This window comes from Bacillus sp. SH5-2 (genome assembly GCF_008368905.1).
In the GTDB taxonomy this organism is placed as follows: domain Bacteria; phylum Bacillota; class Bacilli; order Bacillales; family Bacillaceae_G; genus Bacillus_A; species Bacillus_A luti.
The window spans coordinates 47,525-64,170 of the sequence record NZ_QOSD01000013.1; the positions used below are offsets into that span (position 1 = coordinate 47,525).

At 34.1% G+C, this 16,646-nt stretch carries 19 protein-coding genes and 9 pseudogenes; 23 read left to right on the forward strand and 5 right to left on the reverse strand.

The features are described 5' to 3' along the window. The first annotated feature begins 277 nt into the window (after positions 1-277). The 16 genes and pseudogenes from DN410_RS10350 to DN410_RS10430 form a co-directional block, all read left to right on the forward strand. On the forward strand, positions 278-940 hold the full coding sequence (locus DN410_RS10350; RefSeq protein WP_149176428.1) for a response regulator transcription factor: 663 nt from the start codon (positions 278-280) through the stop codon (positions 938-940). Beyond that, positions 937-2,280, forward strand: a complete 1,344-nt coding sequence (locus tag DN410_RS10355) for a sensor histidine kinase (RefSeq protein WP_149176429.1) — start codon at positions 937-939, stop codon at positions 2,278-2,280. The genes DN410_RS10350 and DN410_RS10355 overlap by 4 nt, the downstream gene beginning before the upstream one ends. Positions 2,281-2,301: 21 nt before the next feature. After that, complete coding sequence (locus DN410_RS10360) at positions 2,302-2,835, forward strand: VanZ family protein (RefSeq protein WP_149176430.1); 534 nt, start codon at positions 2,302-2,304, stop codon at positions 2,833-2,835. A 289-nt stretch (positions 2,836-3,124) separates the two neighbouring features. Next, positions 3,125-3,754: a hypothetical protein gene (locus DN410_RS10365; RefSeq protein ID WP_149176431.1), complete on the forward strand. Its 630-nt coding sequence runs from the start codon at positions 3,125-3,127 to the stop codon at positions 3,752-3,754. 319 nt (positions 3,755-4,073) lie between these two features. After that, the gene (locus tag DN410_RS10370; RefSeq protein ID WP_149176432.1) at positions 4,074-4,580 is read left to right on the forward strand and encodes a hypothetical protein; all 507 of its coding nucleotides are present in this window, start codon (positions 4,074-4,076) and stop codon (positions 4,578-4,580) included. 388 nt (positions 4,581-4,968) lie between these two features. Beyond that, positions 4,969-5,214: pseudogene (locus DN410_RS10375) on the forward strand (hypothetical protein); the annotation flags it as partial. A 326-nt stretch (positions 5,215-5,540) separates the two neighbouring features. Continuing rightward, a complete protein-coding gene (locus DN410_RS10380; protein ID WP_000918602.1) occupies positions 5,541-5,837 on the forward strand; it encodes a WXG100 family type VII secretion target in 297 nt (98 codons plus the stop codon). Between the two features lie 160 nt (positions 5,838-5,997). After that, complete coding sequence (locus DN410_RS10385; RefSeq protein WP_149176433.1) at positions 5,998-6,273, forward strand: TIGR04197 family type VII secretion effector; 276 nt, start codon at positions 5,998-6,000, stop codon at positions 6,271-6,273. A 40-nt stretch (positions 6,274-6,313) separates the two neighbouring features. After that, positions 6,314-6,676 (forward strand): DUF3958 family protein, encoded by a 363-nt coding sequence (locus tag DN410_RS10390; RefSeq protein ID WP_149176434.1) that lies wholly within the window; start codon positions 6,314-6,316, stop codon positions 6,674-6,676. Beyond that, complete coding sequence (locus DN410_RS10395) at positions 6,673-8,055, forward strand: T7SS effector LXG polymorphic toxin (RefSeq protein WP_149176435.1); 1,383 nt, start codon at positions 6,673-6,675, stop codon at positions 8,053-8,055. Before DN410_RS10390 ends, DN410_RS10395 begins: the two co-directional genes overlap by 4 nt. Position 8,056: 1 nt before the next feature. After that, the gene (locus DN410_RS10400; RefSeq protein WP_149176436.1) at positions 8,057-8,728 is read left to right on the forward strand and encodes a hypothetical protein; all 672 of its coding nucleotides are present in this window, start codon (positions 8,057-8,059) and stop codon (positions 8,726-8,728) included. A 253-nt stretch (positions 8,729-8,981) separates the two neighbouring features. Further along, positions 8,982-9,245 (forward strand): DUF4176 domain-containing protein, encoded by a 264-nt coding sequence (locus DN410_RS10405; protein WP_001160636.1) that lies wholly within the window; start codon positions 8,982-8,984, stop codon positions 9,243-9,245. A gap of 36 nt (positions 9,246-9,281) precedes the next feature. Continuing rightward, positions 9,282-9,464, forward strand: a pseudogene (locus tag DN410_RS10410) (ornithine cyclodeaminase family protein); the annotation flags it as partial. Between the two features lie 529 nt (positions 9,465-9,993). Beyond that, positions 9,994-10,461, forward strand: coding sequence for an AHH domain-containing protein (locus tag DN410_RS28745; RefSeq protein WP_149176437.1), 468 nt, complete (start codon positions 9,994-9,996; stop codon positions 10,459-10,461). Between the two features lie 42 nt (positions 10,462-10,503). After that, on the forward strand, positions 10,504-11,076 hold the full coding sequence (locus DN410_RS10425; protein WP_149176438.1) for an imm11 family protein: 573 nt from the start codon (positions 10,504-10,506) through the stop codon (positions 11,074-11,076). 140 nt (positions 11,077-11,216) lie between these two features. Beyond that, positions 11,217-11,540 (forward strand): annotated as a pseudogene (locus DN410_RS10430) (YrhA family protein); the annotation flags it as partial. Here DN410_RS10430 and DN410_RS10435 read toward each other — a convergent pair. Next, positions 11,454-11,656 (reverse strand): annotated as a pseudogene (locus DN410_RS10435) (hypothetical protein); the annotation flags it as partial. The pseudogenes DN410_RS10430 and DN410_RS10435 sit on opposite strands and share 87 nt — an antisense overlap. Here DN410_RS10435 and DN410_RS10440 point away from each other — a divergent pair. Together DN410_RS10440 and DN410_RS10445 are read left to right on the forward strand one after the other, a co-directional pair. Further along, positions 11,634-11,900, forward strand: a complete 267-nt coding sequence (locus tag DN410_RS10440) for a DUF4176 domain-containing protein (protein WP_098584644.1) — start codon at positions 11,634-11,636, stop codon at positions 11,898-11,900. The pseudogene DN410_RS10435 and the gene DN410_RS10440 overlap by 23 nt on opposite strands. A 78-nt stretch (positions 11,901-11,978) precedes the next feature. Beyond that, positions 11,979-12,359, forward strand: coding sequence for a BA_1872 family lipoprotein (locus tag DN410_RS10445; RefSeq protein WP_149176439.1), 381 nt, complete (start codon positions 11,979-11,981; stop codon positions 12,357-12,359). A gap of 193 nt (positions 12,360-12,552) precedes the next feature. Here the strand turns inward: DN410_RS10445 and DN410_RS10450 are convergent, their stop codons facing one another. Both DN410_RS10450 and DN410_RS10455 read right to left on the reverse strand, forming a co-directional pair. After that, complete coding sequence (locus DN410_RS10450; protein ID WP_149176440.1) at positions 12,553-13,338, reverse strand: ABC transporter ATP-binding protein; 786 nt, start codon at positions 13,336-13,338, stop codon at positions 12,553-12,555. A 120-nt stretch (positions 13,339-13,458) separates the two neighbouring features. Further along, a pseudogene (locus DN410_RS10455) lies at positions 13,459-13,721 on the reverse strand (tyrosine-type recombinase/integrase); the annotation flags it as partial. Positions 13,722-13,848: 127 nt separating this feature from the next. On the opposite strand from DN410_RS10455, the gene DN410_RS10460 reads away from it, so the two are divergent. From DN410_RS10460 to DN410_RS10475, 4 genes and pseudogenes are all read left to right on the forward strand, one after another. Continuing rightward, complete coding sequence (locus tag DN410_RS10460; protein WP_149176441.1) at positions 13,849-14,517, forward strand: hypothetical protein; 669 nt, start codon at positions 13,849-13,851, stop codon at positions 14,515-14,517. A gap of 22 nt (positions 14,518-14,539) precedes the next feature. Further along, positions 14,540-14,623, forward strand: a pseudogene (locus DN410_RS10465) (DUF4176 domain-containing protein); the annotation flags it as partial. An 11-nt stretch (positions 14,624-14,634) separates the two neighbouring features. Next, complete coding sequence (locus DN410_RS10470) at positions 14,635-14,826, forward strand: hypothetical protein (protein WP_001147552.1); 192 nt, start codon at positions 14,635-14,637, stop codon at positions 14,824-14,826. 243 nt (positions 14,827-15,069) lie between these two features. Next, positions 15,070-15,549, forward strand: coding sequence for a DUF2247 family protein (locus DN410_RS10475; RefSeq protein ID WP_000364132.1), 480 nt, complete (start codon positions 15,070-15,072; stop codon positions 15,547-15,549). Between the two features lie 215 nt (positions 15,550-15,764). On the opposite strand, the pseudogene DN410_RS28405 reads toward DN410_RS10475, so the two are convergent. Next, positions 15,765-15,926 (reverse strand): annotated as a pseudogene (locus tag DN410_RS28405) (N-acetylmuramoyl-L-alanine amidase); the annotation flags it as partial. 48 nt (positions 15,927-15,974) lie between these two features. Then, positions 15,975-16,265: pseudogene (locus DN410_RS10485) on the reverse strand (alpha-ketoglutarate transporter); the annotation flags it as partial. 167 nt (positions 16,266-16,432) lie between these two features. Between DN410_RS10485 and DN410_RS10490 the strand changes: the two are divergent. Next, positions 16,433-16,591 (forward strand): annotated as a pseudogene (locus tag DN410_RS10490) (GIY-YIG nuclease family protein); the annotation flags it as partial. Positions 16,592-16,646 lie beyond the last annotated feature (55 nt).

Here is a 16,646-nt window from a genome sequence, read left to right on the forward strand (position 1 = left end):
ATTGCCAAAAAGATATTAACCACTAATCATCGGCACTTTGTTTTTGGTAATGAGTTTTGGTGACGGCGAAAGAAGCCAGTGAGAAATGGGGCATTTCAGATCGTCGGATACAGCTTTTATGTAAGCAGGGCAGGATTATAGGTGCATATCGGCTCGGCTGGACATGGGCTATTCCAGAGGATGCCGTAGAACCTGTTGATGGACGAACGAAATAAATCTTAAAACTACAGGGAAAATACAGATTGCTGTGTTATCTTTTTTACGGAGGTATACATTTATGGATATACGAATACTGCTTGTCGAGGACGATGAGCATATTTGCAATACAGTAAAAGTCTTTTTATCTGGAGCGGGATATAAGGTGGATGCCTGTTTTAACGGGGATGAAGCGCATAGCAAGTTTTATGATAACACCTATCAGCTTGTCATTCTTGACATCTTGCTGCCGGGAATGAACGGTCATGAGCTTTTAAGGGAGTTCCGTAAGCTGAATAATACGCCGGTTCTGATGATGACCGCTCTTTCCGATGATGAGAATCAAATCAGAGCATTTGATGCGGAAGCGGACGATTATGTGACTAAGCCGTTCAAGATCCAGCTATTGCTGAAACGTGTGGAGGCGCTGCTCCGTCGCAGCGGTGCGGTGGCAAAGGAACTTCACTATGGCAGGCTGACACTTTTGCCGGAAGATTTCAAGGTTTTTTATGACGACGAAGAATTACTTTTGACCCTTAAAGAGTTTGAAATCTTAATGCTACTGGTGCAAAACAATGGCAGAACACTATCTCATGAAGTTATTTTGTCCCGCGTTTGGGGCTACGATTTTGACGGTGATGGCAGCACCGTGCATACTCACATTAAAAACCTACGGGCGAAGCTACCGGATAATATCATCAAAACAGTACGCGGGGTGGGCTACCGATTGGAGGAAACTTCATGAAAAAGAATGGGATATTTATTAAGATTTTTGCCTATACGATAGTTGCTATGCTGTTGATTGTTTTCGTAACTGCCACATTGTTTTCAGGTCAATTCTTAACACTGTACAGAGCAGTTGAAAGGGAACAAATATTAGTGTCCTATCAGCCTTTGGTCAATAGAGTAAAAAATAGTGATTATAACGATATTCCCGCAGCAGCGCAAAGGTTTCGTGACAACAACCAATCATTTGAGTTTTGCATTATAGATGATAATGGCAGCGTGATTTACGCTACGCCGGGTGCTGATACCTCGGATAATTTCAATGGTGACTTTTACTATGTGGTGCATAATGATAAAGCCCGCGGCTATTCTGTCGTCGCCCAGACCAGACCGGGCTTAACTGCCTTTTACAATGAAATAATTGTGCGGGCATTGGTCGCGTTTGCCATTATACTCGCCCTCTGCCTTGTGTGCGCGTATGTTTTTGCACGTCAGATAACCAACCCCATCAAGCGACTGGCGGATGACGCCGGGAAAATGACAAGGCTTGAAGATGTACCGCAAAGCCTACCTATACGCCGGGATGAATTAGGCGATTTGTCGCGTGACATTCACTCTATGTACGATAAGTTGAAAGATACCATTTCCCGGTTAGAAAATGAAATCCTGCGGGTAAGGGAAATGGAGGAAGCACAGCGATATTTCTTTTCGGCGGCTTCACATGAGCTAAAAACGCCTATCGCGGCAACAAGTATCTTGCTGGAGGGTATGCTCGAAAATGTAGGTGATTACAAAGACCATCCCAAATACCTGCGCGAATGCGTGAAGATGATGGACGCGCAGGACGATGTGATTTCCGAGATACTGGATATTGTCAACCTGAGCGATGGGAAAATCTCTCAGGATCTTGAAAAACTGAAAGTCAGGCAAATAGTGGCTGACATACTGCCTGACTTTCAGATATTAGCTGAAGCAAACGGTCAGTGCATTGTTATGGACATTCCTGACGGACAAAACTGCCTTGTCGATTCTAAAATGCTTCAAAAAGCACTTTCCAATATCATTTTGAACGCAGTACAGAATACGCCTACAGGCGGTGAAATTAGGATATGGAGCGAGCCTGCGGCTAAACAATATCGCCTTTGCATACTAAACACAGATGCAAGGATAGACGATACAGTTCTGCCTAAGTTATTTGACCCATTCTACCGTATGGATAAAGTGCGGGGGCGGAAAAGTGGGCGCAGCGGTTTAGGCTTGACCATCGTGCGGAAAACGTTGGAAGCAATGAACATTGAATATGCTTTGGAAAACGTTCCGGATGGCGTTCTATTTTGGATGGATTTGCCAAAGGCATAAATAACACAAGGAGAAAAAATAATGAAATCAGAAAACCGAAATAAACTTACAATTACATTGTTTGTAGTATATATGCTGCTGTTGACAGGCGTCATTCTCTTCAAATTACCGTTTTTTTCTTCTGAAATATCAGATGGGATACGAGTAATCAATCTGATTCCATTTCAGGGGTCTTTCGATGACAGCGGAACTATTGATTTTAGAGAAATAAGAGCTAATATATTTATTTTTATCCCTTTAGGTATATATATTTGTATGCTAAAAAGCAAATGGCCTTTTATGAAGAAAGTTCTTCCAATTGTTGCTTTGACATTGGCGTTTGAAACTATACAATTCATTTTCGCAATGGGAAGAAGCGATATTACTGATGTACTTGACAATACGCTTGGAGGGGTAATCGGCATTGGTATTTATGCTTTATTGTTCAAGATTTTCAAAAACAGGACTGTTAAGGTTGTAAATATACTTGCTCTGGTAGTAACTGTTTGCGTAGTATTATATTTCGCCTATCTGTTTTATCTCAGCCATTTTGTTATGAGGCGTCTGCACCCCTAATGTTAGCAATCAAGCTTTATCACTTTGACCGACAGGATTATTCCTGCCGGTCTTTTTTGATGTTCTCCGCTACAGACAAACTACAGGGAAAATACAAATTGCTTTGCCATAATAGGAGCATGACAAACGTAAATGTCTATTTTACGCCATACATAGGAGGACTACCGCAATGGACGTAAAGTAACTCGATTATTCTTAATTATTCGACAAGATGCAACAATTTAAGATCGTATTTTTTGCTATGATAAGTAAGGAATTTACATATCGTGTTATTGGGGGATAAAAAGAGATGTTGAAAAAATTTACTACATGTATTTTAGGTGGCGCTTTAGTATTCAATTTATCTGGTTGCGGCAATACATCCGACAAAACTTCTTCAGAATCTAAAGAAACCAATTCTAAACAAGAAGAAAAGAAAGTGCAAACAACTGATGAGGCGAAAACGAAAGAGAATACAAAGCAGAAAAATACAGAACAAACAAAAGAGAAATCAAAAATAAAAGAAAAAGAGTATGCTGTAAACAAGGATTTTCATACGCCTAAATTTGATGTAACTGTAAAAAGAGTTGTAGAAAGAGATAAGGTTGGTAAAGAAAGTATAGGATTCCAAAAACCTGAAGATGGACATGTCTTTATTGTTGTAGAAGCAGAAGGGAAAAATATCACAAACGAACCGATGAAATTAGCCGTTTTACCATCAGTGGATTTAGTGGATGAAAATGATAATGCTTACCAAAGTGATGTGTGGGCAGCTAGTACTTATGCGGTTGAAAAAGGCGAGACCTCTACTATTACTAAGGGATTAAAACCAGGGGAGGTAATGAGAGAAAGTAAAGTTTATGTGATTAATAAAGAAAAATTTGATACAGGAAAATGGTATGTAGTTGTTAACAATGAGTATAAGGAACAAATTAAATAGTGTTTATTTATGAAGAGGAGATGGCTCCTCTTTTTTTGTTATAAGTTAACACAGAATTTCGTTATGAGGACACTATTAAATTTTGAAGTTGATGGATGTGTGGTGCTACCCCATTGCTATCAAGCTAGTAATTTCAAGTATCCCCAAAACGGAAATTTCATTATTTTACAGTAATTTATGAGTGTAAACTTTGATAAATTTAAGACTGAATATTTTTAATAATTAAACTAATATTTCTATAAATTCTAAATATTTTCTTTTTTGTAAAAAATGATACATTTGATGTATGAGTTACAAAACTATTAAAGGGGGATTTTTTATGTTCAAGAAATTAGTAGTCGGAGCATTAGCAACAGGTATTGCATTAACTGGGGGGATTGGTGCAGCATCCGCTGATACAGTAAAACCTATTCCAGATAGAATTGAAAGTATAGTTGAAAATACAAATGAAGTCGAAAGACCATTTGTACCAAATCTTTCTGATAAAAATAATCTTATTGGAGAAAAAGCAGTTGCAGCATTTGATTGGGGATATTCCGGTAGTTATAATTTTTCTACATCAATTCAAGTGAAAAAAACTGTATCTGTAGCAGACAACGGAACTATTGGAGTAGCTATTCAAAATAATAAAAATTTTAATTTTAAAGTTGTAGTAAAAAGTTTATCATCAGGAAACACTGTAACCCATAATGTAACAGGAGGGCCAATGAGTGGTGGTAATTATGTTTATAATTACTTTGGTCCTATGAAAGCAGGAAACTATGTTGTAACTCTAGTAAATACAGATGGTTCATGGCACCAAGGCACTGTTTGGCTTGGATGGTAATTACTTGAATTTATTTATTTTTGGAACAGACTTTTCAAAAAAGAAAAGTCTGTTCTTTTTAATTCTGCATGCCCCTTTGTTTTCGAGATGCTGATTTAGAGGACCCGCCACATCGCTATCAAGTTAAGAAATACAAACACCTCCAAAACGAGAAAATTGACATCTTCATGTGAAAATGTACAATTTTTTTATTTTGGGGTGTTAGAAAACTCTTAAGTTGATGGGCATGGGGTAGTACCCGTAAATTGTAAATCTGCAAGTTCTTGATGTTATTTCAGTTTTTTATTAATTTTAATATATTTTAGGTTCATGAGTACTTACTGGGGATATTATTAGAAATGTGTATTGAATTAAATACAAAGTGTATCTAGTGTATTGTCTTTTTCTTCCTTTAAAAAAATCAAAATCATCGAAAAAAAACTCTGGTTTGGGAGTAGTGGCTTTTGTAGGATTGGGTCAACTCGTTGCTAATATCAGTCTTGGTTTTGCAACACAAAAGATGGTAGCAATTGTATTAATGTGTGTATACTCCATGCTTTCGTTTATGTTGTTTCATTTTATTATGGAACTCCATAGGTACTATTATTTAAGGAAGCATATAGAAGATGGGGGTAGAACACATGAAATCTTTTAAAGAGTCTGTATTGAATATATAAGTATATAATCGCGGTTCTCCTATAGCCAGTAAAGACTGCGGAAAAGAAAAGGGAGAAGCAACATCATAAATATAGAATTACATTTAGATAAAGGAAGGATGGGGAATAGGATTAAGTTTTGAGACTGCCTTTTGGTGTTCTTTTTTGCATAAAATCTTGTAAAGCAAGAAAAAGTAGAATATTAATATTCTAATATTCAATAGAAAGATAAAACGTTTAAAAGTTCAGAATAATACATTATAATATGTTTAGTAAAATTAACCAAAATATATTTTGCTTATTATGTATTAAAGGGGAAATGAAAATGGCTGGACAAATTCGTATGTCACCAGAGGAGCTTAAATCAAAAGCGACTCGATATGGACAAGGTGCAAATCAAATTGAGGATATTTTAAGTCAATTACAAAACTTACAAAATGAATTAAGAGGAGAATGGGAAGGTCGTGCTTTCGAAGGTTTTGATCAACAGTTCAATGAATTAAAGCCAAAAGTACAAAACTTTGCACAGCTATTGCAAGAAATTAATATGCAGCTGAATAAAACTGCAGAGGCTGTTGCTTCTCATGATGAAGAATTATCACGTAATTTCGGTTTGAAATAAAAATTGCTTTACTCTATATAACAAGCATTTCAAATGAGCCATACAGCTTATATTGTATGGCTCATTTGATTGCATGCCTAGCGAGTGATATTGATAGGGATATATATTTTATGAGATTTCTTTGATGCATTTGGAAAACTTATAGAAAGGGTTTGAAAGAATGGGACAATTTCAAAGTAATTTACAAACAGCAACGCAAATTGCTACGAAAATGGGATCAGCCTCTGATAGGATTCAAAGTGCAACCAGTCGTTCTATAACAAAGGCGACGCGTACAACATTATCTGTTAACTTCAAAGCACAAGAAGCGAATCAACAAATGTTAGACTTGACGAAACAATTTTCCGCTGCCTTTCAACAAGCGGTTGATAATATTCATTCGGTATCTAATGAATTTGAGAGAATGGATAACGAACTTCACAATACTTTTCGCTAATGTGACAACCTACGTAAAGTAAAATAGTAGGAGGAAAAAGATGAGTCAAGATATTGAAAAACAAATTAATCAAGTAGATCAAAATTTACGAAGTGTATTTGAAGAACAAGACCGAAATCAATCTGCGATTCAAGCTCAAGAACAAGCGGAAGCAGACTTTTATGAATGTAGAAGTCGAAATCGTCGTTTGTTTGATCGAATTTTAGGAACTTGGCATGGTGATAGAGAAATGTCCCAGTTTTTTATGAATACGTATCAAGATGCACAACATATTGAACGAAAAGTCACATTTGAATTGGAAAACAAAAAAGAAACGTTGCTTAAAGAAAGACGAGACCTTAATGATTTAGAAAACGCCCTTTCCTATCAACAACAACAATTAGTAAAGGAGGCTAATTCATGAGTTTAAATATGTATTTGGGAGAAGTACAAAACCAAACTCAAAGTATGAACGCTGTATGTACGGCCACCATTCAAGGTATGGAACAAGCAATTCAGTCGATTGATGCTTTTGCAACTGATACTGTGTTACAAGGGCAAACATATAGCAGTGCAAAAGCATTTTTTGTACAAACCTTTCGACCTTTGGCACAAGGAATTATTTATTTGTGTGAAGAATTAATCCGTCAGAATGATGCTTTTCCAAGTCAATTTCAATCACAAGTCGCTTCCACAGATGTAATTGAACAAGAGATATTAGAACAAATTCGGGAAATTGACCGAATGAAAACAAGTATGGAAGCTGTCAATCAAGCTATGCCAATGCCGGGTATGGATGCCATGGTAAATCTTTTTATTGTCATGAGGCAAAAACTGCAAGAAAAGCTGGATCATTTGTATCAATTCAATCAGACCTCTAGTAATAATTATAGTACAGCAATTCAATTAGCAGCGAGTATTGCTGCAGGTCTTGCGGAAGTTCAAAGTGGGAAAGGGTTTAGTGGCGTCAGCGGTACATTTAGTACACAAGGATTGAATATGGATTGGACGGGGCCTATTCAAAAAATTACAGAAGATAAAGCTCGTGAAGTTGAAAGGTTAAATAAGGATTCTGAATCTGGTGAAGTAGACAAAAAAGATTCATTTTTAGGTATGACTGGATTCAGTTGGAATGCACCATTGGATGGACCGGGGAATATATTCGGAACACTTACAGGTGCAGCGGCAGTAATAGAAAAGGCTAATAAAGTAATTAATGGTTATAAGGTAACATACGATTTGGACAGAAGAGCACAACGCGTCCTTGTAAGAGAATATTCCGGTTTTAAGGGAAATAAAAAAATTAATGGAAAGTATAGGGATTATAAGATTTATTATGTAGATGATGTCGCGGCAAAAATGACAAATGGAACTGCTAGCAAGACGATAAAAGAAATAGATGCTCTTATAAAAAATGGAAGTGCGCTAAGTGCGTCTAAAATGGCTTTAAAGGATAAACTTGGATGGTTTAGTGTGGCTATAGACTCATATACGGATACAAGTGAGAATATCAAAAATAATGAATCAAATGATAAAATCGCAGGGGATATTATTGGTAATGTTGTTGTAGGAGGAGCAGTAACCGTAGGGGCAACGGCTCTTACAGTTGCTGCCCTCCCAGCAGCACCAGTTCTGGCGGTTGCGGCAGCTGGATTTGCTGTTTCAGTAGGACTAACATATTTTACAGAAGGTGTGAAATGGGATGTTGATTTAGATGGTGATGGTGAAGATGATAGTATTAAAGATATGGTGAAAACGGGTGCGAAAAAAACTTGGTCAACAGTAGCGGGGTGGTTTAATTAATATGAAAAAAAGTATAGATTTTAATAAGAAAGCTTTTGTACATTATATGGCTCTTTATCCTGTAAATGAAATAAGATTCCAAATAATTGCCCTTGTTCTTGTGGGAGCGGACATATTTATTCTGTTGCCCGCTTTTGCGAATCCTTTTCGATTACTCTATGTATATATAGTAACTCCTCCAGTTGTTTTTTTAAATTTGTGGGCGATATGGATTGCTATCAATCCTCGGAAACGACAATTACAATACACCCTATTTCGAGGAGTATATGGCGCCATATGTTCAGTCGGATTATTGGTTATAACTCAAAAATATGCTTATGAAGTGTTACAATTACAAACTCCCATCTATTTTATTCTTTCATTTGGTTTGTATGGTTTTGCTTTGTATTATTTTTATAAAAATCATATTGAAAAACTTCAGGAACCAAGAAAAAAATCAAAGTCGTCGAAAGGAACTGGTGGTGTAAAAGTAGCAGCTATTGCAGCGGGATCGGGGCAGTTAATTGCTAATATAATTCTTAGCATTGCAACACAACAGATGGGGGCAATTGTATTTATGTCTGCATGCACAGTGTTTTCGTTTGTTTTGTTTTATATGATTATAGAACTCCATAAGTATTATTATTTACGGAAGCATATAGAAGATGGAGGGAAAATACGTATAGGCTTTTAAAGAGGATTTGTTGCATTTCAAGTATATAATCGCATTCTTCTTATAGTTGGTTAAAGGATAGAAAAAATAGGAGGGAGAGTTAATCTCATGAATGTGGAATTACATTTAGATAGCAGAGATATCTTTTTTCTATTTTGGGTGATAGGGATAAATAATACTTAATCGAAAACGACAGGATGGTGCAAGTGAGATTCTGCGCTATTCAAATAATCTTTGAAAAATATATCAGCCGTATAAGAAAGGGCGGAGAATTATGCAATTTTCTAAAGAAAAGCTGTTACCAAATGGCTCTATTGTTCTGTTAAAAGGAGGGACAAAAAAGGTTGTAATTTATGGGAGAAAACAACTACTTATGGTTGAAGAACCGGTTATGTATGACTACATAGGCTGTTTTTATCCTGAAGGATATATTGATCCTGATTATACATTTGTATTTAATCATGATGCTATTGAAGAAATTATATTTGTAGGTTTTATAGATGAGGAAGAAGAGGCATTTGTAGGATTGCTTAATTGAATGTGATTTAGAAACAGGTGACCTTCAAATTCTGATAAAACTAGCAATCTCCACGCCGAACTTGTACAAATTATAAGCGGGGAAAAAGCTGGACACGAAAATGATGAAGAGATTACTATTTTCAAATCATTTGGTTTGGCAGTAGTAGATATCATCGTCGCGAAGTATTTGTATGAGAAAGCGGTGGAGTGCGGGATGGGGAATAGGATTGAGTTTTGAGACTGCCTTTTGGTGGTCTTTTTTGCATAAAATCTTGTAAAGTAAGTAAAAGTAGAATATTCAATAGAAAGATAAAGTGTTTAAAAGTTCGGAATAATATATTGTAATGCGTTTGGTGAAATTAACCAATATATATTTTGCTCATTATGTATTAAAGGTGAAATTATAATAGGCGGGTATGGTTATAGATTCCGCGCAGGTGAAGAATCAGGGTTTTCCGCAACTTCACCTAACGGTTATGGCGGGGGAGTTTCATTTAAATTTGAGAAGGAATCGAGATAATAGAATGCGAAAATTTTCAAAAATAGTTATATGTGTTGGTGCGTTAATAATGATTATACTGGGCATGATTGTACATGATGCATGGAAGGATAGGATTTATTTTTCTTTAGCTGTACTTTTTGTTACCGTACTTTCTTTACTATGGAATATAGTTGCTCATAATATTATGGATAAATTTAGAAAAAAGGAGAATGAATAGCTATGAAACTTTTACCGATTGGAACAGTAGCAGGGTGGGTTAATTAACATGAAAAAAAGTATAGATTTTAATAAGAAAGCTTTTGCACATTATATGGCTCTTTATCCTGTAAATGAAATAAGAGTCCACGTAATTGTTCTTGTCCTTTTGGGGACAGATGTGTTTGTTCTTTTGCCTGCTTTTGCGAATCCTTTTCGATCACTCTATGTATATATAGTAACTCCTCCAGTTATTTTTTTAAATTTGTGGGCGATATGGATTGCTATCAATCCTCGGAAACGACAATTACAATACACTCTATTTCGTGGGGTATTTTTACCATATAAAGTGAACGATTATGTAACTACTGAAGCATTACATATAGGTAATCATAGTCCAGAGTATATAAGAGAAGTATACAGAGTATTAAGCGAAGTTAAACGCTTTGGGGGTAATCAAGCAGATGCAGTTGCAGCTTTGCAGAATATAAGAGAAAGGTTATTGGACGGTAGTTTAAAACTAAATCAACCTAAATAATCTTAATTGTTTTACTAATTGAATTATAAAGGAGTAAAAGGTATGAAAATTTGGCAATTAAAAAGTTTATTTGATAACTATAAATCTTTTCAACTATTAAATTTGAAAGAAGACCGTAAAAAATATTTCGATGAAAAAATTGATTTGGCAATAAAGCTATCTGATTCATGGGGAGAAATTCTTGTTGAATGTGTAGAAGGAGATGACCATAGTAATTGTCCTATGTTCTGGGGGGAACTTGGCACGCCAATGGTTAGTAGAAAAGCAAAAGAGGTATTAGAACCTCTAATTTGTAATAATGTTGAGTTCCTTCCGCTAACCCATGATGTTACAGGTGAAGTTTATTACCTAATAAACGTTTTAAATACAATTGATGCAATTGACTACAATAAAGCAGTTTTTGAAAAACTAAGTACAGGATTAATAATAGGTTTCGAAAAATACGCATTTTTGCCTAATATAGTTGAAGGGCAGATAATATTTAAAACCTATTTAAATCAAAGATTACACTCCTCTACTGTTTTAGTGTCTGACGAATTTAGAAATGCAGTTTTAGAGAGTGATTTAAAAGGCTTTGAATTTGTAGAGGTATGGGATTCAAAAGCGGACATGTAAAAGAAAGTCCTAAAATAATTGATAGGAGTTAGTGACATGGATGCAAAGGTTTTAGGAATTCTAAGAATGTTAAACAATTATGAGGGAAATGAAAAAGAAATTTTTGAACTGATTCAAGCTGAAGCAATGGTGAAATTTATATGTGGAAAAATCTGATTTTAGAAATTGAAAAAATAGAGAAAAGTTTTAATGATAAACTGAATACACCAGTAACAGATAGTGAAGTTCAGAAATTAAGAGAACGCATGAAAGAGAGTTTTAATGTTGACCTACCGAGTGAATATGAGGAGTTTCTTAAAACTGTAAATGGATTAGATTTTAACGGGCTAGTACTTTATGGAGTTGACTCTTATTTGTTAGATACAGAAAGGGACGAATCAATTTGCGGGCTTATAGAAACCAATGAGATTTGGTATGAAAATGAATTTCAAAAAGAGTATCTTTTCCTTGGAGATTCCAATATATTTAAGGGTAATTTGTGAAGTGCTATGATTGAGTATTTCTTGCAACATAGCGACATCTTTTGTTTATAGAACCAATAGCCAAAGGTTTTGCGCATGGTGTGGATTCCAATAGGTTCTGTTGTAATGTTTAAAGATTGGGAACATCCATTAATGATTTATGGAAGAAAACAGATGGATTCTGAAACAAAAAGAACATGGGATTATGTATGTTGTTATTTTCCCCATGGTAATATTTCTTCGGAGTATAATTTCTTTTTGAATCATGAAGATATTTCTAGTGTTTTACATCTTGGTTTTATTAATGAAACAGAATTAGAGTTTCAAAAATTATTTAAAAAAGAAGTTGAAGAAAAACGGTGATTCTTTTAAACTGTTAGTGTTTTTGAAATAGTTAATGGATGAATGTTAATACATATATTTAAAGGAAGGGGACTCTCTATGAAATTGCTTCGTTCATTTCTCATTTTCACTCTTGTTGTATTGTTAAGCGCATGTAATACAGCAACAAAAGTCACAAAGGTTCAAAAAAATGGCGAAACGACTTTAACAATTGGTTCTTTGCAGGGGTATTATGATGTACAAACTCTTAAAGCTGAAAAAGGAAATGTGGAAATTCCTTATGAGGCAGCAGTTGAAGAAGGTACGATTTTATTGCAAGTCACAAAAAATGATAAGGTCATTTATGAAGAAGAAGTCACTTCTCAAAAAGAAGGTTTGCTTTCTTTTGAAGCGCCAAAACCCGGATCATATGATTTAATTGTACGTGTGAAGGGTGAAGAAGAGAAAGCAAAAGGAATTCAAATACATACAAAGCTATAAAAAATGGCAATTGGGCTTTACCCGTTTGCCAATTCTATTTCTAGTTGGTTTTGGTAATACATGCTTATTAATTTTAAGAAGTAAACGTAAAGTAGCTCCAAAATATACAATAAAAATTGATTTTGGAGCTACTTTCACTTTTGGTGATTCGATTCTTAATAAAACATTTAATAAATTTTATAATAATTTAATTCTAATCATTAAAAATTCTACTTTTTCTTACTTTAATAGTTTCTAAAATATAAATAAGAATACCTAAACCAAATATCTTTTCAGCATTAGAAATATTATTACCTAATTTAATAATAGGTACATTTAATCCGAATCTTTCACTCCATTCTAAAGGCATATATCCCCTCTTGCAGTTTATTAATATACGATCATCCATTGTATGAAAAGATGTTTCGAAAAAATCAAATTCCACTTCTATCTCAGAAATTTTTATCGCTTTTTCATTCATCAAAGAACCACGTACCATTCCAAATCCTTGTATCATATTTTCTTTAAACATACCTATACAATTATAATTGGAATCATAAATAGCCCAATCATAATTTTCAACTTCACTTTGAAAATATGCAAGAATTTCTCCATCACTTGCTTCCAATCCAAAAACTTCTTTATTTTTTAAAATAGGTAATGTTGAAGAAATCATCTTTGTTCCTGCTACATATCTTCCATCAGGAGTATATAAACCTAAATGTTTATTATTGCCGGGTAATTCTAACAAAACATAAGTATCAATATCCCAAAATGTTAAATCATTTTTAACTATATTTTTTTCTAGTAAATTTCCTTTTCTTAATTGCCAAAATCCAATACTAAAAAATACAAGAGAAGCTATAATAATTAAGATTACTGGTCCCCAATTAATATTACCCCAAGTATTATACATACCAATTAATCCATAAAGAAAAAGACCAGTTCCAATTAAACACTTAAACTTCCCCTTTTTTTTATAATACTCAAATAATTCCACACAAACACCTCTATCAGTTGATTTTAATACTCCAATTATTCTTTAAATATAACAAAGAAAAAATGTATAATCTAACGTTCTTTCGAAAATATAATTTAAAAAATAGTAATTCTAAATAAATTAAATTTGAAATGTATCAAGAATATTATCTTTTTCTTCTTTGTTGATACCAATGTATTTTAGTGTGATTTGTGGTGTGCTGTGATTTAATATTTCCTGTAACATAGCCACGTCTTTTGTTTGTTTATAGAACCAATAACCGAAGGTTTTTCGCATAGTGTGGGTCCCAATAGATTCTACATTGGCAAAATCTCCGGCTTTTTAAATTTTTGATAAGTCTAGATCTTATTAATGGGTTGATCTCCTTTTCGAGAAGGGAATAATATTTCACAGAAGGTGTAAAATGAGATGTTGATTTAGATGGTGAGGGTGAAGATAATAGTATTAAGGATATGGTGAAAACGGGTTCGAAAAAAGCTTGGTCAACAGTAGCGGGGTGGTTTAATTAACATGAAAAAAAACACAGATTTTAATAAAAAAGTTTTTGAATATTATATGGCTCTTTATGCTGTAAATGATATAAGATCGACTATAATTACTCTTGTGATTGGGATAGCAGATATATTTGTGCTTTTACCTGCTTTTGCGAATCCTGTTCAACCGATATATATGTACATAATAGTTCCACCAGTTGCTTTTTTAAATGTATGGGCAATATGGATTGTTATAAATCCTAGGAAGCGGCAATTACAATACACTCTATTTCGTGGGGTATTTGGCATCGTATGTTCAGTAGGATTATTAGTTATAACCCAAAAGTTTGCATATGGAATGTTAGGATTACAAACTCCCATCTATTTTATTTTTTCGGTTGGTTTGTATATTTTTGCTTTGAATTATTATTATAAAAATCATATAAAAAAACTTCAGGAACCAATCAAAAAATCAAAGTCATCGAAAAAAAACTCTGGTTTTGGAGTAGTGGCTTTTGTAGGATTGGGTCAACTCATTGCTAATATCAGTCTTGGTTTTGCAACACAAAAGATGGTAGCAATTGTATTAATGTGTGTATACTCCATGCTTTCGTTTATTTTGTTTCATTTCATTATGGAACTCCATAGGTATTATTATTTAAGGAAGCATATAGAAGATGGGGGTAGAACACAGGAAACCTTTTAAAGAGGTTTATTGAATGTTAAGTATTGTGATTTATGGAAGGAAACAAAAACTTATGGTTAAAGAACCTGGGATGTATGACTATATTGGCTGTTTTTATCCAGAAGGAGGAAAGCTGATATGCAAGCATTTAAAGTTGGAAAATTAGTCACATTCGTTGCAATTATAATACTTCTTGTAGTTGCTATTTTATCTCCTTACAACTTATTTAAAAAGATTTATTTTATTATTGGTGTTCTTATTATTGGCGCAATTTCACTTGGTGCAAATAAATTCTTTGAACTGATACACAGTAAATTTAATAAGAAATGATATTACTTATGTGATAGGGGAATTCAAAATATGAATAAATCATTAAGGATTTAGAGGGGAATTTCCACAATATGATTTTATTAGTAGAAGATTCTTCCAAATAGAAGGAAGAAACGGTGGTAAAAAAGGTGTCTTTGAGTGGATTGTTGAACCAAATGGAAATGTAAGTCATAGAAGATTTATTGAAAATGGTACTGTTACAGGGAAACCAAATCAAGTTCCAAAAAGTAAAAGGAGAATTATATGGATTTAATAGATTTTAAGAACAAAGGTCTTAAGTATGATTGGAAAACTATTTACACCGGTGTAAATAAAAAATATTTCGAACCGAATGTCATTTCTGATTATGCGGTGGAACTAATGGAAGCCGGTGATGATGAAGCTTTTGTTAATGAACTAGCTTGGGGAATAGATTCTAGTGATTTAGATAAAATTTTGTTTGAAATTAAAGATTTCCACTTTCCTAATCTAGAAGAAAATAGTGAAGAATTACAGAATGAGATAAGTAAACTCAGATTCGTTTACTTATCTAAGTTAAAAGAAAAGATTACTGATGAGGATGAACTATTAAATAGAATTGCAGAGTTTTATGATAGACATGATTATCCTGAAGATATGACAAGTTTTATTACTTATATGCCCCAAGATACCCCAACTACGAAAGAAGATTTATTAAATAGGTTTTATAAATTTTTGGATTCAGAGAAAAAATTTATTGAATAGCTACTTTGCTAGATTCTGAGGGCAAGAAATGAATTTTTTGAAGAACAAGCCTTCTTTAAGATTGAATATTTCAATGAACCATGTTATCTAGCTTGGAGTAAGTGAAGAGAAAGTTACATATGGAGAATGATCAACAAAAGAGACCTAACATTTGCGGTCTCTTTTGTTGATTTAAATTAAAAAGTATCATTTAAGTGGATGCCCTTTTGTACCTCTTACTTTACATACAAATAGGCTTCAATTGCTGATACATAGTATCTTTTACCCTTGCTGTTATGTACTTTGTATTGTGGCGCTCCATTCACAGTTACCTTTACATCAATGGTAAATCCTAATCTTACCTCTAAAGCACCAACAACATCTTTACTCTGCCAAGAAAGAGATTTATCGAGTTCAGGTAAACGAAGAACATAGAATACGTAATTTTAACTAGATTTATTATTAACTAAACTATCCCCACCACCAAGCTCCGCCTCAATCTGCGAAGTCTTCGATGACTCATCCATACGCCAATACGTAATAAAGCTGATCGCGATACATCCAGCTACGTAGAAGTAGAATAGTGATTCCATTCCGATACTCTTTAGCCATAATGCGATGAACTCAGCTGTTCCGCCGAATATCGCAACTGTTAGTGCATATGGTAAACCTACGCCAAGTGCGCGGATTTCAGTTGGGAAGAGTTCTGCTTTTACAATTGCGTTAATCGATGTGTAGCACCGATCATCATGAGTAAGAATACACCGATTGAATTTGCATAATTTGGAGTGACCCAATAAAGTGAGACAAGGATAGAACACCCAGTCTGTAGTATGTAGATGTAAACGACAAATTGAAGGTGTTTCTTTCTTTTGTAGGGAGCGTGGGTGCCGGTGTGGGATTTTTTGAAGATAATGTATCACCAATTAAAAATCATCGTGATGAAGTGTATCGTATTGATGTATGTATTGTAGAAAATCCGATGGAAAGAGGAATTTACGAAACATATATGATTAACGAATTTCAAGCGAAGTATAATGTGAATAAAGTGTTTTATAAATAACATCAACGTAAAACATGATCTTGGTACTACATCAAGATCATGTTTTTTATATGCA